Source organism: Cryobacterium breve (genome assembly GCF_004402375.1).
Lineage (GTDB): Bacteria > Actinomycetota > Actinomycetes > Actinomycetales > Microbacteriaceae > Cryobacterium > Cryobacterium breve.
Map to the genome: position 1 here is coordinate 527,475 of NZ_SOGJ01000023.1, position 25,491 is coordinate 552,965.

Below are 25,491 nucleotides of genomic sequence, written 5' to 3' on the forward strand. Positions count from 1 at the left end.
CCAGCTCCCGGCGCCGGTCAGGGTGCACGGCCGGGCTGGTCACCGGCCCTGCCGGAGGGCGGCGGCGGTCTGCTGCCAGGTGGCGGGCGAGAGAATCGACCCGCCGAGCCGACTCGGGCTGACCCGGTCCCGGCGCGGACGGAGGATGAGCGGAGGCGTCAGGGCGGCCTCGTCCCGTTCGGCATCGGCTCGGGCGGCGCCGTGCGTGGCGTCGTCGAGTTCCCGCGCGAAGTCGTGCGCGGCGTGCGCCGAGCGGTGTACGGGGTGGGTCGCCGCGGCATCCATGGGCTCCTCGCCGCCGTGCAGAACGTTGACCGACTGCTCGGTCACGCCGAGAACGAAACGTCGACCCTCGATGTCGACGACGACGACGGATGCCTTCTGCCCGAGACCCTGACGGCCCACCACGGTGACCAGGTTCGGGGTGCGCGCGCCGAGGGAGCCCTTCGTCAGCTTGCGCTGGAGCACCCAGAGCAGGCCCAGCACGGCAGCCAGGGACAGGGCCACCCGGAGCGCGACGAGGACGGTGTCCACTTAGGTCAGGCTCTCGGCCACATCAAGGATCTGGGTGATCCGCACCGCGTAGTCCTGGTCGACGACGACGATCTCGCCGTGGGCGATCAGTCGTCCGTTGAGCATCACGTCGGCAGGAGTTCCGGCGGACCGGTCAAGCTCTATGACGGCGCCGGGCTCGAGGGAGAGCACGTCGCGAACCGACATGCGGGTGTGCCCGATCTCCACCGTCAACGCCATCTGCACACTGTTGATCCGGCCGAGTTTGCCGGCCACGGACTGCGCGGCCCGCGCCGCCTCGCCGGACCCCCCGTTGTCGCGCAACCGCACGGCGAACCAGCCAGTCACCTGATCGTCGCCGGTCAACTCGAAAACGCTGGTGGCGTCATCCGCGAACAGGGCCGTGGCGTCGCCGGGCCGGGTATCCCCCAAGACACCGATCCCGAATACGCCGGCGGCGCTCTCCAGGGCAGGTCGCAGCACGTCCTGCCGGGAGACCAGGCCCGATTCCGGGCCGGACGCGGAATCCAGCGATGCCGGATCCGCGAGCACGATGGCAAGGTCCGCGGAGGTGACACCCACGAAGGAGGCCACCGCGGCGGGGCCGAGCCGACCGACCAGTGCGGCGCCGGAGCAGACCTTCGCGCGCAGCCGGGTCGTGGTCGGGAGAAGGTCTAGCAGGGCCTCGACGGCATCCGTCTGCAATGCGGTGGGGGCGACGGTCATGGGGAGGACTCCTCGGTGTCGATGACGATGCAGGCCAGGCGGGAACCGTTGGAACCGACGGCGGCCCGTGCGAGAGTGTGCCCGTCGACAACCACGTCAAGAGGCCGGTGCTGGGGGTGCGGCAGCGGCAGCAGGTCGCCGACCGCAAGGCCCAACACGACGCTGGGCAGAACAAATGCGGGTGTGAGCCGAACGGAGACGTCCACCGGCACCTGGGACAGTTGAGCGCGCAGCAGGTCGACCGGATCGGCACTCCCCGCCTGAGGTACCGCCTCGACCAACTGCGGCAGGAGGGCCTCCGCCGGGAGGGCGACGGTGGCGGAGGCTGTACCGTCGCCGATGCGCATGGTGAAGCTGGCCACGATCATCAGGTCGGCCGTGGCCGCAGCCTGGGCGAACTGCGAGTTGTACTGGATCGCGCCGACGCTGATCGTGTGCACGAGGAGTGAGCCGAGCGAGTAGCGCAGGTCTTCGAGGGCGTCGTCCATCAGCCGGCGCACGAGAGCCAGTTCAATCTGAGTGAATGCCCGTTCCGGCAGCGCTGTGCTGGCGGTTCCGCCCAGCATATGACTCACCCAGGACAGGGCTGCGGAGGTCGGGAACTGCACGACCGCCTTCGCCGCGATGCCGCCCACGGGGCACAGAACCATTGCGGTCGTGGCAGGCAGAGACGATGCGTACTCGTCGTACGTACGCATGATCACGTGATCGCATTTCACCTGCGACATGACACGCACCTTGGCGGTGAGCTGAGTGCCCCACTGGCGGGCGAAGGTCTCGAAGGCGAGCTCGAGCACCCGAGAGTGCTCGCGGGCGAGCGTTGTCGGGCGACGAAAATCGTACACCTCGACCGTGCGCTCCGCCGAAGCGGGCACACCAATCACTGCTTGTTCCTGGACCGTCACGGTGAGGACTATCGGTCAGAGCGAGCCGATGGTTAGCAGCTCAGTGACCTTTCTTTTCCTCTTTGACCACGGCGGTCACGGGAGACTCCGCGGTCTGGGCCTTCACTACCGGATCCGGGCTGACGGGCGTCACCCCCGCGACGATGTCGGGGATCAGCTGGCGCACCGCTTCCGGCTGGCTGGAGAGGAGCACGACGTCGACCCGTCGGTTCTGCGCCTGCGCCGCCAGATCGGCCCCCTCGGCCACGGGGCGGGCCGAGCCGTAGCCGACCGCCGAGACGCGTTCCTGTCCCACGCCGCCGGACTCGACCAGCCGGCGGAGCACCGCCGTTGCCCGGCCCGAGGACAGCTCCCAGTCGGTGGGGAAATTTCTGGTCACTCCGTGCCGGTCGGCGTGGCCCTCCACCTTGATCTCCCGGGTGTTGCCGGACAGGATCGGGGCGACCGCGTCCAAAACCTGCACGGCCTGGCCGCTCAGATTGGCGAGGTTGGGCTCGAAGAAGGCCTCGGATCCGATCAGCCCGATGATCAGTCCTCGCTCGTCGATCGTGAACTGCACCTGCTGGGCGACACCCTTGGCATCCACCGCGGCCTGCAGGGCATCTTTCACCGCGGTGAGGTCCTTGACCTCCGCCGCGGCGACCTGGATGTCGGTGAACCCGGTCATCTCGGACTGGGCAACCTTGTCATCGGTGACGACGACGCCCTTTGCCGTGTCGACCTTGCCGACGTCGGTGACGCCGAAACCCGTCGCGAGGGAGTTCTTCAGTTGCAGGAACTTCTCCTGGTCGACAGAGGACATCGCGAACAGGACAATGAACATGCACATCAACACGGTGACCATATCCATATAGGACGCCATCCACCGCTCGTCGACGTGTTCGACGTGCTCCTCCTCCAGCCCCCGCCCCCGCGTGCGGCCTCGGCCGTGCCCGCTCATGCCGCCTCGAGCAGGGACTTGTCCGCCTTACTGGCTTTTCCCGGCTTGCCTGCCTTACCGGCCCTGGCCGTCGCCGGCGCAGGCACCATGGCGCGCAATCTCTCTCCGAGCAGCCGGGGCTGACTGCCGGCCTGCACTGCGAGCGCCCCTTCCAGGAGCAGCGTCATCCGGTCGACCTCGAGGTCGCTCAGCCGCTTCAGCCGGTTGCCGATCGGCAGCCAGAGGAAGTTGGCCGTGAGCAGTCCCCACAGGGTGGCCACAAAGGCGGCGGCGATCATCGGACCGAGGGTGGACGGCGTGTCGAGGTTTTCCAGCACGTGCGTCAGCGAGACGACCGTTCCGATGATGCCCACCGTCGGTGCGTAGCCGCCGAGGGTGGTGAAGAACTTGGCGGCGTTGCGGCTCTCCTTGGTGGCGGTCGCGAGCTCGTCTTCCAGCAGGATTCGCAATTCGTCGCCGTCGGTGCCGTCGGCGATGTTCTGAAGTGCGCCGCGCAGGAACGGGTCGGCGACGTTGTCAGCCTCCTGCTCGAGAGCCAGCAGACCCGAGCTGCGGGCCTTCTCGGCGAGTCCGACGACCTGGTCGATGACCTGCTGCGGCGGAACGGTCTTGCCGATGAAGGCTCCGGGTACGGCCTTGAACGCGGAGATCGCATCCCTGATGGTGCCGCCGGCGATCCCGACCGCGATGGTGGCGCCGAAGACGAGGATCATCGGTGCCGGCAGGAGGATCGACTGAATATGGCCGCCCTCGATGGTGATCATGGCGAAGAGGGAACCGAAGGCGATGGCGATCCCGACCAGGGTTGCCGGATCCATCAGATTCTCCGCGGGCGGGTCGGGACCGTGCTGCCGGGCTCGATGATCTCGTCGATCGAATGCGGCCCATCGACGATTTCAAGCGAGCGGATCCCGGGCCGATAGTCGGCATCCTGAGTCAGGTACGCCAGTGAGATGACATGGGCCCGGAAACGGGCGATTTTCTCGATGATCTCGCTGAGACTTTCCGTCACGATGAACTTGGCGCCGTCGACCATGACCAGCGTGGTGTCTGGGCTCGCATGAATCCGCTCGATCAGGTCCGGATTGATCGCGAACTGGCTGTCGTTCAGCCTCGTCACAACGATCATGGCGTCCACCCCTGGGTTCAGAACGATTCGAGCAACCGTCACGCCCCACTGTCGGCCGACGGGCCGGGTGCGTTAGCTGCCGACCGGAACGAGGCCGCATCGGCGGGTCGCCGCGTCGCTGCCCCGAACGAATTCGACGGTGATGCTGCCCGAAATGCCCACAAAAAACCGAGGAACAAGCTTTTACGAGAGAGTCTCCGTCGAATTGGTTAGGCCGCGCGCACCACGATCTCCCCCGGCTCTGCCGCGTCACTGCCGAAGACCAGGTGGCGGGTGGCGATCTTGTCCGTGAAGAACCGGTCGTGGCTGACCACGACCACGGCCCCCGGGAAGTGAATCAGTGCGCGCTCCATCACCTGGGTGCTGGCCATGTCCAGGTGGTTGGTCGGTTCGTCCAGCAGCAGCACCGCGGCCCCGGAGAGCAGGCACTGCGCCATGGCGACGCGCGCGCGCTGCCCACCGGAGAGGTTGCCGATCTTCTGCTTGAGGTCGGCCTCGGAGAATTGGAACATCGCCAGGAACCGGTTGACCGATTTGCGGGTCGCGGTGAAAGCGAGGCTGCCCGGCATCGCATTGACGGAGTGGCTGACGGTGTCGTCGTCGTCAAGGCCGTCGAGCACCTGGTTGTAGGAGACCACGGCGGCACCGGATGCCCACGCCACGGTGCCGAAATCGGCCGTCTCCTCTCCGGCCAACACCCGCAGCAGCGTGGTCTTGCCACTGCCATTGGAACCCAGCACGACAATGCGGTTGCCACGGCGGATCTCGAAGGTGAGGTCGGTGAACAGTGCCTTGTCGCCGTAGGACTTGCTGAGCGACTCGATCCGGCAGAGCGAATCCTTCACGTGCAGTCCGCGGTAGATCTCGGTGATGATCATGTCGACAGGCCGCGGGCTGCGGGTCTTCTTGATGTGGGCGAGCTGGTTGTCGAGGGTGCGACTGGCGGCCTTCGCGGCTTCGCGGCGGTCGCTGATGCCCTCCGACTCGAACGCGAGCAGCTCCGACTCGTGAAGGAACTGCTGCTCCAGGGACTTCAGGCGGAACTGCTTCTGCACAACGTATTCGCCGAAGTTGCCAGGGTATTCGTGCAGATGGTAGTTCTCGACCTCGATGATGCGGGTGACGACCCCGTCGAGGAACTGTCGGTCGTGCGAGACGATGACGGCCGCGCCGCGGAAACTCCGGAACCACGCTTCGAGCCACTCGACGCCAGCCACGTCGAGGTAGTTGGTGGGCTCGTCGAGCAGCAGCACGTCAGGTTGCTCCAACAGGATCTTCGCCAGCGCCGCCCGGTTGCGCCAGCCTCCGGACAGGTCGTTGATGGCACAGACTCGATGGGCCTCGTCGAATCCCAGGGTGGTCAACGCGGTGTCGATGCGCCGGGGATAGTCCCACCCGTCCAGGCGGTCCATGTCCTCGAACAGCTCTGCCTGGCGATGAATCAGCCGGTCCAGTTCTGCACTCTGCGAAGAATCCGCCGCGATCTGGGCATCGATCGACGCCAGCTCCGCTTCGATGGCCTTGATCGGAGCGAACAGTCCGTCGAGAACCTCGGTGATGGTGGATTCCCCATTGAGTTCGGAGAACTGGGAGAAGTAGCCCACCCGAATTCCAGGATCCAGGGTGACGGTACCGGCATCCGCGGTCACCTGGCCGAGGGCCAGTTTCAGGATCGTCGACTTGCCTGACCCGTTACGCCCGATCAGGCCCACCCGGTCGCCCGGTTCGAGCCGGAAGAAGGCCTCGCGCAGGATCTGCGTGTTCTCGAAACGGATGCTGACGTCATTTAGCCTGATCAGGCTCATTGCGGCCGTCCTCTCGGGTGGTTCCAGGAGCCCCGGGCGAGGCAGCGGCCAACTTTACCGTCTCCGCCTCCGGCCCCGGTGCACCGCTAGCGCTTCAGGTTGGTGAGCTCCTGCAGCACCTCGTCGGAGGTAGTGATGATGCGTGCGTTCGCCTGGAAGCCACGCTGGGCGACGATCAGGTTGGTGAACTCCTGCGACAGGTCCACGTTGGACATTTCCAGGGTTCCACCGCTGAGCGAGCCGAAGCCGCCGTCACCGGGGGCGCCGAGGGCCGCGTTACCCGAGTTGAACGTGGCACGGTACGCCGACGAACCGGCCTTCTCCAGGCCGCCCGGGTTGGTGAAGGTAGCGAGGGCGATACGCGCGATGGATGCCTGGCTTCCGTTGCTGAACAGGCCCACCAGGGTACCGTCCTTGCCGAGCGTGAACGACTGCAGCGTTCCGGCGGCGGAGCCGTTCTGGCTGCTGGCGGTCGCCGTGGTGATGCCGGCCTGCCCGGACAGCCCGGTCAGATCGACCAAGACCCCGTTCACCGTCAGCGGTCCGGTTGCCGTGAGATTTCCCGCCAGGTCGAGCGTCAGAGCCGTGGAACCGGCGCCGACTCCGTCGGCGCCTGCCACGTCCCAGCCGGACCCCGAGCGGGTGAACGTCAGGGACAGGGTGCGCGCGGCGCCGAGAGCGTCGTAGATCTTGATGTCGCGCACGAGAGTCTTACCTGCCGCGGCGTCGGCCGGCAGATTGCCGACCATGGTGGCCTTGTCCGTCGCAGCTGCGGGAATCATGGCCTGCAGCGGCAGCGTGATGTTGCCGACCGGACCGCCCTCGTTGATCTGGCCGTTGACGCCGTTCCAGCCCTGGACTATCGCGCCGTCCGGGGAGACCAGTCGACCCTCGGCATCGAAGTCGAAGGCGCCCGCACGGCTGTAGAGCGTCTCCCCGCCCAGTTGGGTGACGAAGAACCCGTCGCCGGAGATGGCGATGTCAGTGGCCCGTCCCGTCGATTGCGCGGAACCCTGCGAGAAATTGGTCGAGATGCCGGCCACCTGTACTCCGAGTCCGATCTGGGCCGGGTTGGTGCCACCGACCTCTGCCTGCGGTCCGCCGGCACCCTGCTTGAGCTGCGACAGGGTGTCTTGGAACTGCACCGCCGAAGCCTTGAACGCGGTGGTGTTGACGTTGGCGATGTTGTTGCCGGTGACGTCGAGCATGGTCTGGTGCGAGCGGAGGCCGGAGATTCCGGAGTACAGAGAGCGAAGCATGGGTGCTGCCTTTCGGTAGATGCGAGACGAGAGAAGAAGGGGTTTACGCGGACAGGCCGGGGGTGGTGCCGGGGGTGCTGCCGGAGGTGACGCCGGTCACCAGGTCGAGTGCGACGGGCGTTCCGCCGACGGTGACCTGCGGCACGGGACCGGCGTAGGAAACGCTGGACGCGGTACCGGTGCCGGTCGTGCCATCGGCCTTCGTGTAGGTGACGTCCTGTCCGACCAGAGCCGCGGCGGCGACGCGCATCTGCAGCGAGAAGTTCTCGTCGGCTGTGGTCGACAGCGCCGCCATTTTCTCCATCATGGCCAGCTGCGTGGTCTGGGAGATCATCTGGTTGGTGTCCATGGGAGAGCTGGGGTCCTGGTTGCGCAGCTGGGTCACCAGTAACGACATGAACGCCTCGGAATCCAGGGACTGTTTCGGGGTGCGCACGGGCGTGGTCGAGTACATCCCGGCCGGGGCGGCTGCTGCCACTGCATCGATGGTCACAAGGTTCTCTCTTCTGGTGGTGGCGGGTCAGATGGTGCGGTTCAGGCGAATACGTCGATGGTGTGCGAGCCGGCGGCCCGCAGCGCGGCGGGCCGGGAGCCGGCCACGGATGCGTCGGCAGTGCCGTCTCCGGCCTCCCGATCACGCCTCGCGCTGGTACGGTCGTGCCAGTCCGCCGCGGAGTCGGAGGCCTGGTCGTCGGCCGACAAGCTGAGCTGGGCGCTCATCCCTCCGGCGGTCAGATCCCGGCGCAGGTCGGGCAGGATGGTGCGGAGCGCGTCCCGGGCCAGGTCGGTGGGGGCGATCAGCTCGACCCGGATGCCGTCCACGCTCACCTGGGCGCGCACGGTGATTGGTCCCAGATTGTCGGGGCTGACGCGGATAGTCATCACATGGTCGCCGTTGGCTGCTGCCCCCAGAGTGAACAGGGTGCGTGAAACCTGGCTGGTGAGCGGAACAGGAAGGGCGGGCACGGCCGCGGCGGGTGTCGGAACGCCGGCGACGGAAGACGCCGCGGTCGGCGCCGGGGTGCCGACCGGCACGAGCGGGGCGACGGGGGCCGTCACGTCGGCGGAGCCTGCGGGCCGGAGGGCGACCGGATCATCGGACCCGGGTCGCACGGCTCCGGCGGCACCGCCGACCGGGGCCGGGAATGCGGCGGTTGGCGGGGCGGGAACGACCGGCGCGGCCCCGAGCTGCTCGGCGGGGGCCGGCGGGGCGGCCGGCACGTCCGTCGGCACTCCGGCGGCGAGCGGCGCGGGGATTCCCGGGGCTGTCCTTGGGACGGCTCCCGGAATTTCGGCGCCCGGAGCAGCGGCAGCGAGGCTAGACGCCTCGGCCGCGGGCTCTTGATCCGCCTCGGCGTCGGCCTCAGCGTCGGCCTCGGTATCTCCGACGACAGCGGTCGCCATCGCCGTCACCGTCGCGGTCGCGATCACGGTCGAGGTCGCCGTCGCGGTCTCGGTCGCCTTCGCGACAGGATCCGACACGACCGCGCCGGTGGCCGACAGCATCGCCGAAGCTGTGGTCTCGGCCGGCACGAGAAAGGCGTTCAGCGGGTGTGCCGCAGGGTTCTGCACCGTTCTCGGCTCCGTGGTCGGCATCGCGCTCGGCTCCGCGTCCGGCATCGTACTCGGTCCTGGCGTTCCCGGGCCGGCAACCGCGACGAGACCAGGGTCGGTCCCAACATCCGCCGTCGGCTCGGAACTCGGATCGACCGACACCGGAGGCTTCTCGGCCGGCGCGGCGGCGAGCGTTCCCTGCAACACGGAGGCGAACGACCCGGCGCCGGGCGCGTCGGAGCGGCTGGCGCGGGCTGCCGGCGCAACGGTGTGGGCCGGCCCCGTCGGCATCGTGGCGGCCATCCGGCCGAGCTGGGCGTTCATCGGGCTGCTCCGTTCATGAAGGATGCCAGTGCTGCGCTGAGCTGGCCGCCGGCGGCGCCCATTCCTGCAGTGGCTGCCGGGGCATCCGGGATCACGCGGCGGATGGTGGTGATCTCGGAGTCGTCCATGTAGGCCTCGACCAGGGAGACCGTACGGCCCTCGTAGGGTGCGTGGATGACCTTGTTGTTGCCGGCGTAGATCAGGATGTGGTCTCCCCCGCCGGTGACGATGAGGTCGCCGGGCCTGGCCTCGGCAAGAGAGCCGACCTCGGTGCCGATCTTCATCTGTCCGGAGACGAGGCGCGGCACGTCTATGCCGAGTTCGGCATACACCGTCTGCACGAGCCCGGAACAATCCATGCCGCTGGCGTCCTCGCCACCGAAGACATAGGGCACGCCGAGGTACTTCTCCGCCCCGGCAACCACGTCGGCGCCGGTTGCCGCGCCCGTCGACACTGCCGAAGGGGTCACCGTGGCGGCACCCGAGGCGCTTGCGAGGGCTTCGGCGAAGGTGCTTGCCGAGGCCACGGCAGTCGTCGTCGCGGCCGTCTTCTGGGCGCTTGCACCGGCCGAGAGCTGCACCAGCGTCGCCTGGATCTCGCTGACCCGGCCCATCGCCGCGATCATCGTCACCGGGGGCCACCGTCCGCCGGGCGGTTGCGAAGCCAGCCAGCACCGGCGATCTCGTCGAGGACGGTCTGTTCCCGGTGCAGATCCTCGGCAGCGACCAGGGCTCCGTGGCGGTCCTCCAGCTTCTCGAGTCGCACCGAATCGGCTCGCGTTGCGTCGAAGGCGACCTGCGCCTCACCCACTGCGACCTGGTAGTTGCGGCCGAGAGCCTCCATATCGGCGAGCATGCTGCGGGCCGAGGCTCGGGCGGCGGCGATGGTGGAAAGCATGTCGGCTCCGTTCGCTGCACTGGGCATCTGGTGCAGGGTGGCCCTCGCACCCGCGCGCCGCGCCGCATTCGCCTGCGCGACGGCATTCGCCTGGGCGAGGTCCCCAGCCGCCTGGTCTTGCTGCAGGTGGCGCAGGCGCAACAGGCCGGCGAGAGCGAAAGTGCGTGGCATCAGAGGGCCCCCAGCGTTCGGGTGAGTGTGGTGAGGTGGTCCCAGGCGTGCCGGGAGGATGTCTGGTCGTCCATGCGCTGCTGGAGGAACGCGTTGATGGCGCCCTCGTTGTCCACCGCGGCATCGACCAGCGGATTCGTGCCTCGGCGGTAGGCCCCCACGTCGAGCAGGTCCTGCGCGTTGCGGCGCGCGGCGAGCACCCGGCGCAGCAGTCCAGCGATCTGGTTCTGCTCTGGGCTGTTGACCCGGGACGCCACGCGGGAAATCGACGCGAGCGCGTCGACGGAGGGGAAATGGCCGAGGACTGCCAACTTTCGGTCGAGCACGACGTGACCATCGAGAATCGAGCGGGCGGCATCCGCAATGGGCTCGTTGTGGTCGTCCCCGTCGACGAGCACCGTGTAGATGCCCGTGATCGAACCGGTTTCGTCAGTGCCGGCTCGCTCGAGCAGGCGGGCCAGCAGGGAGAAGGTCGACGGCGGATAGCCGCGCGTGGCCGGGGGTTCGCCGACCGACAGTCCAATCTCGCGCTGCGCCATTGCCACCCGGGTCAGTGAATCCATCATGAGCATGACGTCGGCGCCGTCGTCTCGGAAGGACTCGGCAATCCGGGTGGCCAGGAAGGCAGCCCGCAAGCGCATCATGGCCGGCTCGTCGGAGGTGGACACGACCACTATCGAGCGGGCGAGCCCCTCGGGTCCGAGGTCGTCCTCGAGGAATTCGCGCACTTCACGACCGCGCTCCCCTACCAAAGCGATGACGGACACCTCAGCATCGGTGCCGCGGGCAATCATCGACAGCAACGACGACTTGCCCACGCCGGAGCCGGCGAACAGGCCCAGCCGCTGTCCCTTTCCGACGGTGGTGAGGGTGTCGAGCACCCGGACGCCCAGCTGCAACGGAGTCGCGATTCGTGAACGGGCCATGGCCGACGGGCTGTCGTGGTCGATGGCCACGAACCGGTCGACGTCGAGGGGTCCTTTTCCGTCGATGGGACGGCCCAGGCCGTCGATGACGCGTCCGAACAGGCCCGTTCCCGTGGGAACAAGATGCGGGGTTCCGTCGGATCGCACCGGTGCGCCGACACGGATGCCGGTCATCCGTCCGAGAGGCATGCACCGGATACCGTCGCGCGTCGTGGCGACGACCTCGGCGTCGACGTCTCCGTCGTCGCCGACCGTGATGAGGTCACCGATCGCGGAGTTCAGCCCGCGCACCTCGAGGCCGAGTCCGACGATCGAGGACACCACGCCGACGCGTTCGGGACGCGCCGCAGCGACCGCGGAACGGATTCTTCCAGCCTGCGGGCGCCAGCCCGTAGCGCGGGTGGCCGTATCGGTCGGGGTCTGCAGCAGAGTCATGAGGCAGCGCCCCGGAGCGCTGCCTTCGCGCGGGCCAGCGCCGTGCCGATCCGGGCGTCGAGGAACCCGTCCGGGAACTCGGCGATCGCGTCGCCGCGGGCCAGATCCGCGTCGGCGATGAAATCGACGCCGGCATCCGTCCGGGTGACCAGGTCGATCAGGGCCAGGTCAGCAGGGTTCATCCGCACCGCCTGCGGGCGACCGGTGCCGCCCACTGCGTCGGCGCCGGGAATCAGGGCTCGGTTCAGTGCGGCCCGGGCGGAAGTATCGGTGTCGGCGAGTTCGTGTCCGAGGATGGCTTCGGCCAGTTCCACGGCGGTCGCGACGAGGGTGTCCTCCGCTTCTCGGAGCACGGGTGCGGTGCGTTGGTGCAATGCTGCGGCAGCCGCACCGAGGAGGGTGACCGCCCGGTCCACTCGCGCCTGCTGGTGGAGCGCTGCGGCGGCGTGCTCGGCGTCGTGTCGTTCGATTCGGGCGTCGACGTCGGCGGCTGCGGCTCGCAGGCCCGCGGTGTAACCGGCGGCATGACCTCGAGCTCGCGAAGACTCGTCGCCCGTGCTCCGATCGTCGCGGAGGCTGGGGAACGTCACGGCGGAGAAGGGCGTTGACTGCGCGCTAAACGACATAGTCGTCCTCCTCGGCGCGCTGCACGGTGATACTGCCCTGCGCCTCGAGGTCGCGGATGGCGCGCACGATCGTTGCCCGTGCCTCCTCGACCTGCGACACCCGCACGGGGGCCATGGCCTGCACCTCGTCGTCGAGGATTTCCCGGTTGCGTTCGGAAAGATTGGTGCGGATGGTCGTGACCACACCGTCGGTCGAGCCTTTGAGGGCGATGGCCAAGACGGCTGCGTCAATGCCGCGGAGAACCTGTTGCACGTCGCGGTTCTCGAGCTTGACGATGTCGGAGAAAGTCAGCATCCGGGACCGGACGTCCTCGGCCAGCGCGGGATCGCGCGCGTCGAGGGCCTCAAGGAGGGCACGTTCGGTCGCCACGTCTGAGCGGTTGATGATCTCGACCAGTGGCTGGATGCCGCCGACCGTTTCGACGGAGTCGCGAGAGGACGCGACGGCCCCGACACGCGCCTTCAGCGTCTCGGTGACCACGCGAACGGCTTCGGGGGTGGTGGTGCCCATACCGGCGATGCGTTGGGCCACCTCGGCGCGCAGATCGACGTCGAGTCCGCCGAGGACGGCGGAGGCGTGCCCGGGGCGCAAATGCGCCAGCACCAGGGCGATCGTCTGCGGCAGCTCACCGTCGAGCAGGGTCAGGATCTGCAGCGGTTCGGCCGTGTCGAGGAACTCGAAGGCCTTTCCGGCCATCGAAGAGGCCACCTTCACCATGACCCCGGCAGCCTTCTCCGCTCCGAAGGATGCCTCCAGCAGCCCGATCGCGTAGGCGTGGCCGCCACGCCGGCTTCGGGCACCCTTGACGGTCAGTTCATGGAACTCGAGCACGGTGGTCTCGGTCACGTCGGGGTCGACCCGGCGGAGCTGCACCATTTCCGCGGCGATGTCGGCCGCCTCCGTTTCGGTGAACTGCTTCATCACCTCGGTGGCCCGCTGGTGCTCCATGCTCATCAACACCACGGCGACCTTCTGGGTGCCGGTCAGGGCTGGCTTGTCGTCGATCATGCCGGCTGCCGGTCATCCATCAGACCGCGGAGGTACTCCGCGGTCTTCACGGGGTCCCGCTGGGCGAGGGCGTCGATCTCGACCTGCATCCGGTCGGCGGTCGGCGGCAGGTAGCCAACGGTCGGGGTGGGATCGATCATGATCGGCGCGATCGGAGCGCTCAGCGTGAACGGCACCTCCGGCGCGCCCAGGGCAGGCCGCACCTCCATCAACTCGTCCAGCTCGATCGACTCGCGGCTCTGGCGGCGCGAACGGCGCGCGTAGAGGATCAGGCCCAGCACGAAGGTGATTACGATCCCCGCCGTGATGATGCCGATACGCATTATCTCGGCGAACCGGTCGGCGGCGGCGGCAGCCTCCCCTGCGGCGAGGGCGGCCGCGGCATCCGCTGCCGCCCCGCCATTGAAGCTGACAACCTCGACGGTGACCGCGTCACCCCGTTGTGCGTCGATGCCCGCGGCGGAGGCTACCAGCGAGGTGACGTCGGCGACGTTGAGCTGCCCGACGACGTCGGCGTTCACTGCCACGGAAACCGTCTGCCTGTTGATCTCCCCTGCCGGGATGGTGCGCGTCTCAGTGACTTTGTTGACCGCATTGTTCTTGGTCGTGTCCTCGGAGGTGAAGGTTCCGTCACCTTCGGTGCCGGCCGGAACGGCGATGTTGTCGGGGCCGAGGACCCCGGCCGCCGAACCGCCTGACCCGGTGTACGACTCGGTCTTGACGGCCTCGTTGAGGGCCGGGGCATCCGTCGGGGTGGTGAACGATTCCTCGACCCGCTGGGCCGACTGATAGCTCATGTCGGCGGCGACGGCGACGGTCGCGTTGCCGGGGCCGACGACCTTGTCCAGCATGGCCTGCACGGCTCCGCGCACCCGGTCTTCGTAGGCGCCAGCCTGCTGGTCGGCGGACCCGGTGGCTCCAACCCCGACAGCGGAGAGCACGACACCCGCGGAGTCGATGACGGCCACGTCGGTGGGGGCCATCCCCTCGATCGAGGCGGAGGTGAGGTGCACGATGGCCTGAACCTGATCGGCGTTGAGCGTGCTGCCGCTGGCCGTTTCCACGAACACGGATGCCGTCGGGTCGCTCTGCTCCGACGCGAACACGGTCTCTTCGGGGATCGCCAGGCGAACCGAGGCGTTCTTGACGCCCTTCATTGCCATGACGGTGTTGGCGAGTTCACCCTCGAGTGCCCGTTTGTAGGTGACCGACTGCTGGAACTCACTGGAGGTGACACCCATGGTGTCGAGCAGCCCGTAGCCGCCCGTGCTGGAGGAGGGCAGTCCGGCCGCGGCGGCTTTGAGTCGCTCGTCGTAGACGCTCTCCTGGGGAACGAGGATGGTCGCACCGCCGTCGCTGAGTTCGTAGGCGACACCGTCGGTGCGCAGCTGTTCGACAATGGTGTTCGCGTCGGAGCCGCTGAGACCGGAGAACAGGGGCGTGTAGGCCGGTTTGGTGGCCCACAAGCTCAGGGCGGCGATACCCAGGGCGAGCACGGCGACGCCGATGATGGCGACGGTGCGCTGAGCGACGGAGAAGGAGCTGATGGTGCGGCCGAGGCGTTCGAACGCAGACGTGATCGGACGGGGCATCAGGCCTGCATCCTCATGATCTCGTTGAACGCGTCTACACCCTTATTGCGCACGGCGGCCACCAGTTCGAGGGTGACCTGGGCTCGGGTGGACGCCAGGGTGGCGGAGTGGATGTCCGTCAGGTTGCCGGTGACGGCCTGCACCGCGAGGGTGTTGGACGTGGCCTGCAGCTGCTGAAGGTTGTCGACCGCGCCGACGAGCGCGCTGCCGAAGCCGGAGCCGTCGGTGCCAGGAACGGATTGGGTTCCCTGAACGCCCTGCACGCCGGCGAGGTACCCTGTGCCGCTGACGGCCTGGAGCGGGCTGATCGATCCGATCGTCATCAGGAGCGTCCAATCTGGAGTGCGGCTTCGTAAGAGGTCTTGGCCCGGTCGACGACGGCGGCGTTGGCCTGGTAGCCGCGCTGCGCCATGATCAGGGCACCCATCTGCTCGGCCAGGTCGATGTCCGGGCGCCGCACGTAGCCGGCCTCGTCGGCGAGCGGGTTGCTCGGGTCGAAGGTCAGGATCCCCTCGGCGTCCCCGAGTGCCGTCCCGGCGACGTAGGCGCCGGTGGTGCCCTGACCGGCCTGAGCCACGATGTACCGCGCCTGGAAGGCGTCACCGTCGGCGGAGGCGACCGTGTTGACGTTGGCGATGTTGTCTGCCACCGCGTCGAGCCATTTGCGGTGCAGGGTGAGGCCGGAGCCGGCAATGCCGATCGCGTCGAGGGTCATCAGCTGGTCCGCATCGCGGAGCGCATCGCCGTGAACGGCCCGTTGACGGCCTGGGCCGCGAACTGGTACCGCAACACGGTGTCGATGTTGGAGAGGGTCTCGGTATCGAGATTCACGTTGTTGCCGTCGAGGCGCGTGGGTTCGAGGGAACTCGCCGTGGTTGCCACGGTGCTGCCGCTGCCGGCTTCGACCGACTTGGCGAGGGCATCCTCGAAGGCCACGCGCTTGGCGTGGTAATTGGGAGTGTTGACGTTCGCAATGTTGTTCGCGATCGTGCGTTGGCGCAGCGCCAAGCCGTCCAGAGCGCTGGTGAGCGCCGTGGCGGTCACGGATTCAAGCACGGATACCCGATTCGTCGTCAAAAACGAGGTCGGCCGATCCGTGGCCTGTGGTCGAACAATCCTTGCTCGTTCCTAGCTATCGGCCGGTGGCCGGGCCGCGTTAGGAGTAGTGCCGAAAACTTTCCGTGACCTGTGTTTTCCGGCTACCCTGCTATGTCGAGGTAGACGGCCTGGTCGGTATGCTGCGCCGAGATGATGGTGTGCACGGCGGCGAGGTGCATGCCTGCCGAGCGGCGGGCATCCTCGATCTCGCCAATCAGTTCGAGTTGGCCGGCGATCAGGCGCCGGGCGCGCTTCTCGAGGTCGACCGGGATCTGGCCCAGGTGCTCGGGGGCGCGCCACTGCACCCCGGTGGAGAAGCGCTCCCCCGGGCCCGCCAGCACGGCGTCGCGTGCGCCGGAGCCGAGGCTGGTCTCGAGCTGGTCGAGAACCTGCAGCCACTCGTCGCGAGTGCTGGTCGTGTCGTGGGTTTGCAGCACTCTAGGCATTGCCGTAGACCCCGCCCGCGGCCATCGGCGGGGCCGGCAGCAGATCGGCCGCTTCGTGCCAGGTCTGGCGCAGCGGCTCGAGCAGGGCGATCCCCTCCCGGGTGCGGGCGACATCCCGGTGGATGTTGGCGCTCATCAAGGCGTTCGACACGTAGGTGTACAGGGCGAAAAGGCCTTCGCCGCCCTCCCACGCCTCCACGTTGAGCGAGGTCGACAGTTCGGCGACGATCGCCTGGGCGTGCAGGAGGTTCTCCGAAGCGACTGGCCAGTCCTCTATGTTCTGTGCGATCTCGGCGCGGCCGAGGTCGAGCAGCAGCCGGTCGTACAGCATCGTCAGCAGTCGCACCGGCGTGGCCGAGAGCACCGCTTCGCGGTTCAACTGTGCGCGTCGGGCCTGTGCTCCACCCATCATGCTCATAACTGCCATCATCATCCTGTGCTCGAGGTCGGGAGCCCGGCAACCTGCGCGGTCAGCCACGAGGACTGTGCCTTCAGGGCGCTGAGCTGGGTTTCCAGTGCGGTATACGTGCTCTGCAGAGTCGCCCGGCGCGTGGCCAGGCTGCGGTCCCAGTCGGCAATGCGGTCGCCGAGGTTCTTGACCGACGACTGCTGACCGGTGATCTTCGCGGTGATCTGGCCGTCGTATTTGTCGGACGCCGAGGCCGCCGCCGCAGCGACGCGGGTGGCGATCTCCTGTACGGCAGCCGTGACGGTGACCGGATCCTTTGCGAGGGCCGCAGCAAACTTGGCAGCGTCGAACTCCATCGTGCCGGACTTCGTGATGCTGATGCCGTACTCCGAGGGCGAGTGGCCGTTGATCGGTGCCGAAGCGGCCGTGAGGATACGCTGCTTCACATCGCGCACGGAGCTGTCGCCGGAGAAGACCCCGGCCGACAACACGGCGGCGCCCGACGCATTGGTGCTGTTCACGACCGCGGACTTGGTGGAGATGAGGGCGAAGACGCCGTTGAGCGAGCTGACCAGCCCCGACGCAAGGGAGCCGATTTGCGCGTCGTCGCGCACCACCTTGATGGTGACAGGGTCCACGGATGCCGCGGAAACGCTGATCGAGACGCCGGGCAGCAGGTTGGAGAACGTGTTGGTGGCCGAGGTGATCGTCTGGGCCGCCGCGGTGCCGGCCCACAGGGTGACGCTGGCGTCCTGGGCGGTGCGGATGACGGCGGCACCGGTGGCGGCCAGCAGATCGGGGGCTGTGTTCGCCGTGACCTCGGCAGCGGTGCCCTGATAGACCGTGAAGGCCTTGGCCGCACCGGAGTCATTCCCGGTGAACTGGAGACGGTACTGGGCGACGCCGCCGACATCCACCCCGGACGCGACCTTCGTGGCGGTAACGCCGGTGTTGGCGGCGTTGATGGCCGTGGCGACGGCGTCAAGCGAGGCCGATGCGGCGGAGATCTCGGTGGTGACACCACCGGAGACGATGGTCAGCACGGCCGGATCGGCGGGCCAGGCCGTCATGGCCGCGGAGACGCCCACCTGGCTTCGGGCGAGGGCTCCGACGACGACGTCGAGCTGCCCGGCGCTGGCGTTGGCCGAGATCGCCGTTGTGACGCTGGGAGAGGTGCTGGTAGCCGAGTAGAGGTTGAGTGCGGCCGGCTTCGCGGCCTTGCCGGCAAGGTCGGCCAGGCCGGCGATCTGGGTGTTGAGGCCCTGCAGTGCCGAGATCAGGTTCTGCGACGAGGAGACCTTGGCCTTCAGCAACGTCTGCGGAACGGCTTCGACCTGCATCAGGGAGTTGATCAGGGAGGTCGTGTCGAGCCCGGAGACGAGGCCGTCGATGGCGTTCGTCATGTCTTGCTCTCCTTACGTTTCTGCTCTGAAGCTGGATGGTGCGGGTGTAAACGTGAATGGCTGGTGGAGCCCGAGGGATGAGGTCCAGTTCATCTCTCGGTCACCACCAGCCATAGTTCACCGTGCGGTTTCCCGAAAGGCTGCTGCTACCGGGTTAGCGGAGGAGCGACAGCACGCCCTGAGCGGACTGGTTGGCCTGCGCGAGCATGGCGGTACCGGCCTGCGAGAGGATGCTGGAACGGGTGTACTTGACCATTTCCTCGGCCATGTCGGTGTCGCGGATTCGCGAGCCGGCAGCGGTGAGGTTCTCCTTGGAGACGGACAGGTTCTTGATGACGGACTCGAACCGGTTCTGGTCGGCACCGAGAGAGGCGCGAGCAGTGGATACCGACTTAATGTTGGTGTCCAGTGTGGCGATGGTGGTGAGCGCCAAAGCGCTGGAGGAAAAACCATCGTCGCCCGCCGAGGGAGTGGCTTCAACGGTCAGCGCCGTCACAGCGGCTCCAATTGCAGTCACATCCGCAAACTTCACCGAGATCTGGTCGACCGCGGTACTACCGGCGCCAACCTGGAAGGTGAGGGGGGTCGTGGCGGCAGCAGTGTCCAGCAGTTTGGTGCCGTTGAAGTTAGTCGACGCTCCGATGCGAGTGAGTTCCGCTCCGAGTGCCTTGACTTCGGTGGAAATCGCAGCACGCGAGTCCTTGTTGTTCGAGTCGTTACCGGCCTGAACGGCGAGGTCACGAACGCGCTGCAGGATCGACTGCACCTCGTTCAGGGAACCTTCTGCGGTCTGAATGACCGAGACGCCGTCCTGGGCGTTGCGGCTGGCGACCGTGAGGCCACCGACCTGCGACTTGAGGCCCTCGGAGATGGCCAGGCCGGCCGCGTCATCCGCTGCGCGGTTGATGCGGAGGCCGCTGGACAGCTTCTCCAGGGACTTGGACATGTCGTTCTGCGTTGCGGCCAGGTTGCGGTACGTGTTGTTGGCCGCGAGGTTGGTGTTGATCTGCATACCCATGATGAAATCCTCCGTGATTGGGTGGTGAGCGTCTGGCCATCCATGGCCTGACGTTGAGAGCTATCGGCCTCTGTCGGGACCGCGTTAGCCGTTGACCGAAAAAACTTCCCGGGCTTCCGAACCGGAGAAACCCGAGGTATCCGCAGAGTCGGAGTCGGCGGCGTACGCCACCCCGCTCGCGGTCGCGAGCCCGAGCATGGCCTGGTCGGCGAGGCGGGCCAGGTAGGCGCTGCGGCGGGCCGGGGCGATGCGCGATTCGGGCACGTACTCCACCTCGGCATCGTCGGCGTAGTGCGTGCCGAGGCCGTCGCGGAGCAGACGGATGGCCTCCGCTCGTTGCTGAGACACCGCAGAGTGGGTGATCCCCAGCTCCGCAGCGATCTCCTTGACCGAGCGGTCGTCGAAGTAGACCTGCTGCACGATCACGCGCATCTTCTCCGGCAACGCTGCGATGGCGGCGTGCAGATAAGCCAGGCGCTCGGCGGAAAGCAGCGAATCGCCGGGGAGGTCGGTGTCGGAGACCAGGAACTCGGCGGTGGCGTCGTCGAGGGTCGACACGGTGCGCTCGGAGTCGGTGAGGCCGGCGATGGCGGTCTCCCGGTCCACGCCGAGAGCGGCAGCCACCTCGTCGATGGAAGCCGCCCGGCCGAGGGCCCCGGCCAGCGTCTGCTGCACGGCGCGGGTCTCCCTGATGCGGCGGCGTGCCATCCGGGTGGCCCAGTCGTTCGAGCGCATTTCATCGGCGAACGCGCCGATGATGCGGCGCCGTGCGAACGCGCCGAAGGGAACACCGAGGTCTACGTTGAAGGCATCCGCAGAGGTGATCAGGGCGAGTGCTCCCGCCGAGGCCAGGTCGTCACGGGAGAGGTGACGGGCCTTGGCCCAGGTCTCGGAGACGAGGTAGCCCACGAGTGGCAGATTATCGATCACCAGCTGATTGCGTTCCGCCCGATTCACTGCGACTCCCTGGATGCTCAGTACCTACTGTGTTCCGAAACAGGCCGGGGGCCATATCGATCGGATTTGCCGGGTAAGCACGAGAACTCTTATACAAAAGACGGGGTGTGGCGGGGTTTCGGGGCCCCGGGCAAAAGAACTGACTTACTCGCCCTGTATTAAAAGTAAGGGCCCCTCGGGGAGCGGTAAGCGCAACTGCGCCCCCATAACGGGGCGAGGGCACCCCCAGAACGGGGATCCGGCTCTGATTCACTACCGTCGCCCTCCAATTCGGGCCGATGCTGTCCCCTTTTCAGTGGACACGCGCAGGCCCGACTGGCAGTCTGAACCGGTACGGTCCCTTACCGGGCGCGATCACCGGCCGATAGTCCTGCTGTGAAGCCGGTGGTATGCGCGAAATCCGCGCGAGAGACCGCCGCATCAGACATGGGCAGTTGGAGGATACGTGGGCGCCAATGAACTATCAGCGTTGCTGTGGCGCGAACGAGAGCTTCTCGAACTGCTCGTCTTCAAACTCGACGAGGAACAGCTGCTCCTGACCAACGGCAAGACCCGATGGCTGCAGCAGGGAACCCGCGAGGTGGAGCAGGTGCTCGGCCATGTGCGTGAGGCCGGCCTGGCCCGTTCGGTTGAAGTGGCTGCCGTCGCACTGACCTGGGGCTCCTCTGAAGACGCCACCCTGCGCGAGCTCGTGGCCCACGCCCCAGCCGGCCCGTGGTCGGAGATCATGGCCGCGCATCTCAAGGCCATGGGCGAGCTCACCACCCAGATCAAAGAACTGCGCGACGCCAACGAGCAGCTGCTGCGTTCCGCCGCACGATCCAGCCAGGAGACCCTGGCCGACGTGCGTTCGAACACCCACACGTACGATGCGCACGGCACCGCTGACGCGCGCGCCACCGGGTCCCGACTGTTCGACCAGATTCTGTAGGCGTTCGGTGAGCACTTTCGGAGGACTCAACACCGCGTACACCGGCTTGGTGGCCGCGCGCCAAGGGCTTGAGGTCGTCGGCCAGAACATCGCCAACGCCAACACCGACGGCTACACGCGCCAGCGCGTGACGACGTCCGCCGTGGATGCCGCGGCCCGGATCGGACTGATGAGCGCGACCGTGGGACCCGGCCAGGGTGTCTCCGTCGACGGCATCGCCCGCTTGGGCAGCGCGTCGCTGGACGCCCAGGTGCGCTCGAGCGCCGCCGTCGCCGGCTACTCCGCGGTGCGTGCGAACGCGCTGAGCGCGGTCGAGGTCTCAATGAACGAGCCCGGCGAGAGCGGCCTTTCCGCCCAGCTGCAGGAATTCTGGGCCGGCTGGCACGGTGTGGCGAACTCCGCCGGCGACACCGCCCCGGCCGGGGTGCTGCTCAGCCGGGCCGAGGTCCTCACCGGCCAGATCAGCGCGGGTTACCAGGCTGTCGCAGCCCAGTGGTCTACCGAGCGCGCCAGCGTGGACAGCATGGTGGCCGAAATCAACGGAACCGCCGGCCAGGTGGCCGAGCTGAATTACCGCATCCGTCAGACGGTCGCCGGAGGCGGCACCGCCAACGAACTCATCGACCAGCGCAACTTGCTGACCACGAGCCTGGCTGCCCTCACCGGCGGCAGCGTCGTCGACCGCACCGATGGCACGGTCGACGTGCTCGTGGGCGGCAACGCCCTGGTCTCCGGAGACTCTGCCCGCGCCCTGATCGCCCGCGGCGCCCGCACCCTCGACGGCCCGAACGGGCTCACCGACCCGGCGGGCACCACCGGCCCGGTACGTGTGGAATGGGTAGACCGTGCCGGCTCGATCGGCATCGACGGCGGCGAGTTGGCCGGGTCGCTCTCCCTTCTGGCCGAAGCGGATGCCGGTGGCACCGGCGGCTCCCTTGCCGAAGCCGCGGCGACCTACAACACCTTCGCCACGAACCTGGCGGCGAAGGTCAACGCCGTCTATTCCACGGGCAACAATTCGACCTTGCCGGGTGGTGCCTTCTTCGCCACGTCGGCCCTGGGGCCGGCCGCACTGGGCTTGTCCGTTACGCCGACGACGGCCGCCGAGCTCACGACCGGGCTGGCGCTGAACGGTGCCCTCGACGGGTCCATCGCCGACCAGATCGCCCAGCTCGGCGCCGGCAAGGCCGTTGACGGTGCCGGCAACCCGGTGCGGTCTCCCAGCGCCGACTGGTCGGACTTCGTCACCTCGCTGGCCGTGAAAACCAAAGGCGAGCTGCGCCAGGCTTCCCTGGCCGATGTCACCGCGACCACGGCGGTGAACGCGCAGCTGGCGAACTCCTCGGTCGACCTCGATGAGGAGAACGTGAACCTGCTCATGTTCCAGCACGCCTACCAAGGCGCCGCCCGGGTGCTGACGGCCGTGGACGAGATGCTCGACACCCTGATCAACCGCACCGGACTGGTCGGAAGGTAGCCATGATGAACCGAGTCACCACCCACACCCAGGTGCGCACCGCACAGGCCAATCTGCAGGCCAACCTGGCCCGGATGGCCGAGTTGCAGGAACGGGCCACGTCGCTGAAGGCGATCGACCGGCCCTCCGACGACCCGGCACGCACGGCCGACTCCCTCGCGGTGCGTGCGGAACAACGGGCGCTCACGCAGTACATGTCCAACGCCGACAACGCCAACGGCTGGCTGACCACGGCCGACACGGCCCTGTCCGAGGTCACCAACCTGCTCAACCAGGTGCGCGATGTGACGGTGCAGGGCGCCAACGAGGGAGCCCTCACCCCCACCGCGAGAGAAGGCCTGGCGGCCAGCCTCGACGGTCTCAACGAAAGCCTGCTCGCCCAGGCGAACGCCCGGCATCTCGGTCGCAGCGTCTTCGCCGGAAATTCGGACGCCGGGGTCGCCTTCACCCCCGGATTCACGTTCACCGGAACCCCGACCGCGAGCGTGGACCGCCGCATCGGCGCCGACACCACCGTGAAGGTCGACGCCGACGGGGCCGCCGTCTTCGGCGAGGGTACCGATTCGGTGTTCGCCCTGATAGCGACCATCGCCGCCGACCTCCGGTCGGGCGGCCCGAACGTCAATGCCCACCTCGCCGCCCTAGACTTGCGAATGAAGACCGTGCTCACGGCGCGTACCGATGTCGGCGTGCGCCAGGCCCAGATCCAGAAAGCCGGGGACACTCTCGTGCAGCACAAAGGAAACCTCGAGGCTCAGCGGGCCGGAATCGAGGACGTCGACCTCGCCCAGGCCATCCTGGACCTGAAAGTGCAGGAGGTAACCTACCAAGCGGCCCTCTCGGTCACCGCTCGGGTGCTACAGCCGACGCTGATGGACTTCCTCCGATGACGTCCGACGTGTTGACCGGTCCGGTGACCGTCGACCTGAGCTTCGTGTCCCCGCCGCCCGGCCTGGCCCCGCTGACCGAGTTCGCCTTGACCGAGGTCCCTGGTGCTGACGGGCTGTTCACACTGGAGTCGGCCGACAGCCGGCGCACGCGCTTGTTCGTGCTCGATGCATCCGTCTATCTGCCTGACTACTCCCCCGTGATCAGCGATGATCATGCGGCGGCGCTCGACCTGACCGGTCCGGAGGACGCCTTGCTGCTCGTGGTGACGAACCCGGGCGAAGACGGCACCACGGTGAACCTGATGGCCCCGATCGTGGTCAACTCCGGCACCGGTCGCTGCGCGCAGATCATCCTCGACGGCCAGGATTGGCCACTCCGTGCTGCGTTGGGCGCCCGCTCCGAATGACCTGGCCGGCCTGCCGGCTGCGTGGCTATGTGGCTGTGTGGCTGTGTGGCTGTGTGGCTGTGTGGCTGTGTGGCTGTGCGCCTGCGCGCCTGCGCGGCCCTCGGCGAATATCCGTCGGAGACGACCCCGGGCATCGAGCTGCATTCGAAATGCACAGCGCATCGGCGCAGCGCTTGACGTTGAGACTCTCTGACGGGCTGGTTTCCGGTCGCCCGGGCCCAGGACCGATTGCGAAGCGAGTGGGTCGACTTCGTGCGGGCGAAGCGATGCCCGTGACGAGCCACGAGAGCAAGGACGTCGCGTGGAGGCAGACGGATGCCCTGCCGCAGCAGGTCCCGAAGGGTGTCGGCAACCACGTCGCTGGGGTGCATCGCGAGCTGGCGCATCAGCACGGCACGCGCTGGGCACACACCGCACCCAGGTCGGGCGCGCCTTGTTCGTATCCAGTGCGTGCACAGTGCGCCGGCCGAACGAGGGACCGGACGGCGCCTCCGCGCCGCCCGGGATCGGTGAGTGGAGTGATGCGGTGGCTAGGTCGTCTGCGAGATGCAGATGAAGTTGCCCTCGGTGTCGCGGAACCAGGCCGATTTCATGTCGTCGGCCGTGACGACCCCGTTCATGGTTTTCATGCCGGGGATGTCGAACTCCTCGAAGACGACCCCGCGTTCGCCGAGCGTGCCCATCTCGGCGTCGAGGTCATCCGTGATCCAGCCCATCTGGGTGTTCCTGGCCGTGCCGGCATTGCTGGTCTCGTAGATCTCGAAGACCGATCCCGACCCGACGTGGTACACCAGGACTCCCTCGTGGGTTTCGTCGGGGTCGAGGCCGAGCGCGTCGTGGTAGAACGACTGAGCCCGTTTGAGGTCCGCCGCCGGTAACACGGTGTGCAGTTCTTTCAGCATTGTGAAACGCCTCCTTGGTGGTGCAGGTGATTCGTGGCGCGTGTGGGGGGTGACGTTGAAGCCACCGAGTATCGGGCATCCTGCCCACCGGATGCCGATCAGGGAGGGCTTCTGAGGCGGAGTACCGGCTGGCGGTGGATCGGTGAGCGCGAATCGTGGCCGAAACTCCTCGCCCAGCAGAGGCAGGTTGGCCACCCCGGCGGGCGTTGACTTATCGCTTTATCCACCTCAAACATACGCCGCAGGTCCGCCCGAGTGAAGGGCCGTTTTCCGGTTGCTCTCGGTCGGGCGCACCCGGTACACGGTGCCGAAGGAACTGCGACGGTACCTCCGGGTGCGAGACGAAACCTGCCGCTGGCCGGGCTGTCGCCGGTCGGCGACACAGTGCGATATCGACCACACCCTCGACTGGCAGTTCGAGGGGCTGACGGAGCACGAGAATCTCGCGCATCTGTGTCCGGCCGACCATGCGCTGGAGTCAGAGACCCGGTGGAGCTATGTGCACCTGACGGACGGAACGCTGAAGTGGACCTCACCGACCGGGCGCACGTTCATCAGTGAGCCGGCCACGCTCATCCGCCCGCCAGAGCGCCGCCCGAAACCGGAGCCGCTGCCGCTGCCGCTGCCGCTGCCGCTGCCGCTGCCGCTGCCGCTGCCGCTGCCGCTGCCGCTGCCGGAGCCTACATCTCACGCGAGGTCGCGGGCGTCCGAAGCGGACCCGCCGCCGTTCTGAAGTTCTCT

Annotated in this window: 31 protein-coding genes; 6 read left to right on the forward strand and 25 right to left on the reverse strand. The window is 67.6% G+C overall.

The features are described from left to right. Nucleotides 1-39 precede the first annotated feature (39 nt). From E3O65_RS12500 to E3O65_RS12545, 10 genes are all read right to left on the reverse strand, one after another. Nucleotides 40-534, reverse strand: a complete 495-nt coding sequence (locus tag E3O65_RS12500; protein WP_134364019.1) for a FliO/MopB family protein — start codon at nucleotides 532-534, stop codon at nucleotides 40-42. After that, nucleotides 535-1,239 carry a flagellar motor switch protein FliN gene (fliN, locus tag E3O65_RS12505; protein WP_134364020.1) on the reverse strand — a complete coding sequence of 235 codons (705 nt, stop codon included), beginning with the start codon at nucleotides 1,237-1,239 and terminating at the stop codon, nucleotides 535-537. After that, entirely contained in the window at nucleotides 1,236-2,123 is an 888-nt protein-coding gene (locus E3O65_RS12510) for a flagellar motor switch protein FliM (protein WP_134364021.1), read from the reverse strand. The genes fliN and E3O65_RS12510 overlap by 4 nt, the downstream gene beginning before the upstream one ends. A 61-nt stretch (nucleotides 2,124-2,184) precedes the next feature. Beyond that, nucleotides 2,185-3,084: an OmpA/MotB family protein gene (locus tag E3O65_RS12515; protein WP_134364022.1), complete on the reverse strand. Its 900-nt coding sequence runs from the start codon at nucleotides 3,082-3,084 to the stop codon at nucleotides 2,185-2,187. Next, nucleotides 3,081-3,902, reverse strand: coding sequence for a motility protein A (locus E3O65_RS12520; protein WP_134364023.1), 822 nt, complete (start codon nucleotides 3,900-3,902; stop codon nucleotides 3,081-3,083). Before E3O65_RS12520 ends, E3O65_RS12515 begins: the two co-directional genes overlap by 4 nt. After that, nucleotides 3,902-4,213 (reverse strand): flagellar FlbD family protein, encoded by a 312-nt coding sequence (locus E3O65_RS12525; protein ID WP_134364129.1) that lies wholly within the window; start codon nucleotides 4,211-4,213, stop codon nucleotides 3,902-3,904. The genes E3O65_RS12520 and E3O65_RS12525 overlap by 1 nt, the downstream gene beginning before the upstream one ends. Nucleotides 4,214-4,422: 209 nt before the next feature. Further along, nucleotides 4,423-6,018: an ABC-F family ATP-binding cassette domain-containing protein gene (locus E3O65_RS12530; RefSeq protein WP_134364024.1), complete on the reverse strand. Its 1,596-nt coding sequence runs from the start codon at nucleotides 6,016-6,018 to the stop codon at nucleotides 4,423-4,425. An 86-nt stretch (nucleotides 6,019-6,104) separates the two neighbouring features. After that, nucleotides 6,105-7,277 (reverse strand): flagellar hook protein FlgE, encoded by a 1,173-nt coding sequence (locus E3O65_RS12535; RefSeq protein WP_134364025.1) that lies wholly within the window; start codon nucleotides 7,275-7,277, stop codon nucleotides 6,105-6,107. Between the two features lie 43 nt (nucleotides 7,278-7,320). Next, complete coding sequence (locus E3O65_RS12540; RefSeq protein WP_422386423.1) at nucleotides 7,321-7,770, reverse strand: flagellar hook assembly protein FlgD; 450 nt, start codon at nucleotides 7,768-7,770, stop codon at nucleotides 7,321-7,323. Nucleotides 7,771-7,811: 41 nt separating this feature from the next. Next, nucleotides 7,812-8,759, reverse strand: a complete 948-nt coding sequence (locus tag E3O65_RS12545; protein WP_134364026.1) for a flagellar hook-length control protein FliK — start codon at nucleotides 8,757-8,759, stop codon at nucleotides 7,812-7,814. A gap of 10 nt (nucleotides 8,760-8,769) precedes the next feature. On the opposite strand from E3O65_RS12545, the gene E3O65_RS17005 reads away from it, so the two are divergent. Next, nucleotides 8,770-9,174: a hypothetical protein gene (locus E3O65_RS17005; protein WP_134364027.1), complete on the forward strand. Its 405-nt coding sequence runs from the start codon at nucleotides 8,770-8,772 to the stop codon at nucleotides 9,172-9,174. Here E3O65_RS17005 and E3O65_RS12555 read toward each other — a convergent pair. The 14 genes from E3O65_RS12555 to E3O65_RS12620 all read right to left on the reverse strand — a co-directional run bounded on the left by E3O65_RS12555 (nucleotide 9,152) and on the right by E3O65_RS12620 (nucleotide 20,143). Continuing rightward, a complete protein-coding gene (locus tag E3O65_RS12555) occupies nucleotides 9,152-9,781 on the reverse strand; it encodes a C40 family peptidase (protein ID WP_166785743.1) in 630 nt (209 codons plus the stop codon). The genes E3O65_RS17005 and E3O65_RS12555 overlap by 23 nt on opposite strands. Before the next feature lie 2 nt (nucleotides 9,782-9,783). Beyond that, nucleotides 9,784-10,224: a hypothetical protein gene (locus E3O65_RS12560; RefSeq protein WP_134364029.1), complete on the reverse strand. Its 441-nt coding sequence runs from the start codon at nucleotides 10,222-10,224 to the stop codon at nucleotides 9,784-9,786. After that, the gene (locus E3O65_RS12565) at nucleotides 10,224-11,585 is read right to left on the reverse strand and encodes a FliI/YscN family ATPase (RefSeq protein WP_134364030.1); all 1,362 of its coding nucleotides are present in this window, start codon (nucleotides 11,583-11,585) and stop codon (nucleotides 10,224-10,226) included. Before E3O65_RS12565 ends, E3O65_RS12560 begins: the two co-directional genes overlap by 1 nt. Further along, the gene (locus E3O65_RS12570; protein WP_134364031.1) at nucleotides 11,582-12,211 is read right to left on the reverse strand and encodes a FliH/SctL family protein; all 630 of its coding nucleotides are present in this window, start codon (nucleotides 12,209-12,211) and stop codon (nucleotides 11,582-11,584) included. The genes E3O65_RS12565 and E3O65_RS12570 overlap by 4 nt, the downstream gene beginning before the upstream one ends. After that, nucleotides 12,201-13,220: a flagellar motor switch protein FliG gene (gene fliG / locus E3O65_RS12575; RefSeq protein WP_134364032.1), complete on the reverse strand. Its 1,020-nt coding sequence runs from the start codon at nucleotides 13,218-13,220 to the stop codon at nucleotides 12,201-12,203. Before fliG ends, E3O65_RS12570 begins: the two co-directional genes overlap by 11 nt. After that, nucleotides 13,217-14,812, reverse strand: a complete 1,596-nt coding sequence (gene fliF / locus E3O65_RS12580) for a flagellar basal-body MS-ring/collar protein FliF (protein ID WP_134364033.1) — start codon at nucleotides 14,810-14,812, stop codon at nucleotides 13,217-13,219. Before fliF ends, fliG begins: the two co-directional genes overlap by 4 nt. Further along, nucleotides 14,812-15,135, reverse strand: coding sequence for a flagellar hook-basal body complex protein FliE (gene fliE / locus E3O65_RS12585; protein ID WP_134364034.1), 324 nt, complete (start codon nucleotides 15,133-15,135; stop codon nucleotides 14,812-14,814). The genes fliF and fliE overlap by 1 nt, the downstream gene beginning before the upstream one ends. Further along, a complete protein-coding gene (locus tag E3O65_RS12590; protein ID WP_134364035.1) occupies nucleotides 15,135-15,527 on the reverse strand; it encodes a flagellar basal body rod protein FlgC in 393 nt (130 codons plus the stop codon). The genes fliE and E3O65_RS12590 overlap by 1 nt, the downstream gene beginning before the upstream one ends. Further along, nucleotides 15,527-15,868 carry a flagellar basal body rod protein FlgB gene (locus E3O65_RS12595; RefSeq protein ID WP_134364036.1) on the reverse strand — a complete coding sequence of 114 codons (342 nt, stop codon included), beginning with the start codon at nucleotides 15,866-15,868 and terminating at the stop codon, nucleotides 15,527-15,529. Before E3O65_RS12595 ends, E3O65_RS12590 begins: the two co-directional genes overlap by 1 nt. A gap of 143 nt (nucleotides 15,869-16,011) precedes the next feature. Next, nucleotides 16,012-16,356, reverse strand: a complete 345-nt coding sequence (locus E3O65_RS12600) for a hypothetical protein (RefSeq protein ID WP_134364037.1) — start codon at nucleotides 16,354-16,356, stop codon at nucleotides 16,012-16,014. Further along, nucleotides 16,349-16,783 (reverse strand): flagellar export chaperone FliS, encoded by a 435-nt coding sequence (gene fliS, locus E3O65_RS12605; RefSeq protein ID WP_338419186.1) that lies wholly within the window; start codon nucleotides 16,781-16,783, stop codon nucleotides 16,349-16,351. Before fliS ends, E3O65_RS12600 begins: the two co-directional genes overlap by 8 nt. Before the next feature lie 2 nt (nucleotides 16,784-16,785). After that, the gene (fliD, locus tag E3O65_RS12610) at nucleotides 16,786-18,168 is read right to left on the reverse strand and encodes a flagellar filament capping protein FliD (RefSeq protein ID WP_134364038.1); all 1,383 of its coding nucleotides are present in this window, start codon (nucleotides 18,166-18,168) and stop codon (nucleotides 16,786-16,788) included. A gap of 154 nt (nucleotides 18,169-18,322) precedes the next feature. Further along, a complete protein-coding gene (locus E3O65_RS12615) occupies nucleotides 18,323-19,186 on the reverse strand; it encodes a flagellin N-terminal helical domain-containing protein (protein WP_181446283.1) in 864 nt (287 codons plus the stop codon). Between the two features lie 84 nt (nucleotides 19,187-19,270). Beyond that, nucleotides 19,271-20,143 carry a sigma-70 family RNA polymerase sigma factor gene (locus E3O65_RS12620; protein WP_134364039.1) on the reverse strand — a complete coding sequence of 291 codons (873 nt, stop codon included), beginning with the start codon at nucleotides 20,141-20,143 and terminating at the stop codon, nucleotides 19,271-19,273. 445 nt (nucleotides 20,144-20,588) lie between these two features. Between E3O65_RS12620 and E3O65_RS12625 the strand changes: the two genes are divergently transcribed. The 4 genes from E3O65_RS12625 to fliW are packed head-to-tail and all read left to right on the forward strand — an operon-like array spanning nucleotide 20,589 to nucleotide 23,848. Continuing rightward, entirely contained in the window at nucleotides 20,589-21,074 is a 486-nt protein-coding gene (locus tag E3O65_RS12625) for a flagellar protein FlgN (protein ID WP_134364040.1), read from the forward strand. A gap of 7 nt (nucleotides 21,075-21,081) precedes the next feature. Continuing rightward, nucleotides 21,082-22,551, forward strand: coding sequence for a flagellar hook-associated protein FlgK (gene flgK, locus E3O65_RS12630; RefSeq protein WP_134364041.1), 1,470 nt, complete (start codon nucleotides 21,082-21,084; stop codon nucleotides 22,549-22,551). Nucleotides 22,552-22,556: 5 nt separating this feature from the next. Then, nucleotides 22,557-23,441, forward strand: coding sequence for a flagellar hook-associated protein FlgL (gene flgL, locus E3O65_RS12635; RefSeq protein ID WP_338419187.1), 885 nt, complete (start codon nucleotides 22,557-22,559; stop codon nucleotides 23,439-23,441). Further along, nucleotides 23,438-23,848 carry a flagellar assembly protein FliW gene (fliW, locus tag E3O65_RS12640; protein ID WP_134364043.1) on the forward strand — a complete coding sequence of 137 codons (411 nt, stop codon included), beginning with the start codon at nucleotides 23,438-23,440 and terminating at the stop codon, nucleotides 23,846-23,848. The genes flgL and fliW overlap by 4 nt, the downstream gene beginning before the upstream one ends. Before the next feature lie 530 nt (nucleotides 23,849-24,378). Here the strand turns inward: fliW and E3O65_RS12645 are convergent. Continuing rightward, entirely contained in the window at nucleotides 24,379-24,750 is a 372-nt protein-coding gene (locus E3O65_RS12645) for a VOC family protein (protein ID WP_134364044.1), read from the reverse strand. A gap of 334 nt (nucleotides 24,751-25,084) precedes the next feature. On the opposite strand from E3O65_RS12645, the gene E3O65_RS16895 reads away from it, so the two are divergent. Then, nucleotides 25,085-25,483, forward strand: coding sequence for an HNH endonuclease signature motif containing protein (locus E3O65_RS16895; RefSeq protein WP_174844699.1), 399 nt, complete (start codon nucleotides 25,085-25,087; stop codon nucleotides 25,481-25,483). Nucleotides 25,484-25,491 lie beyond the last annotated feature (8 nt).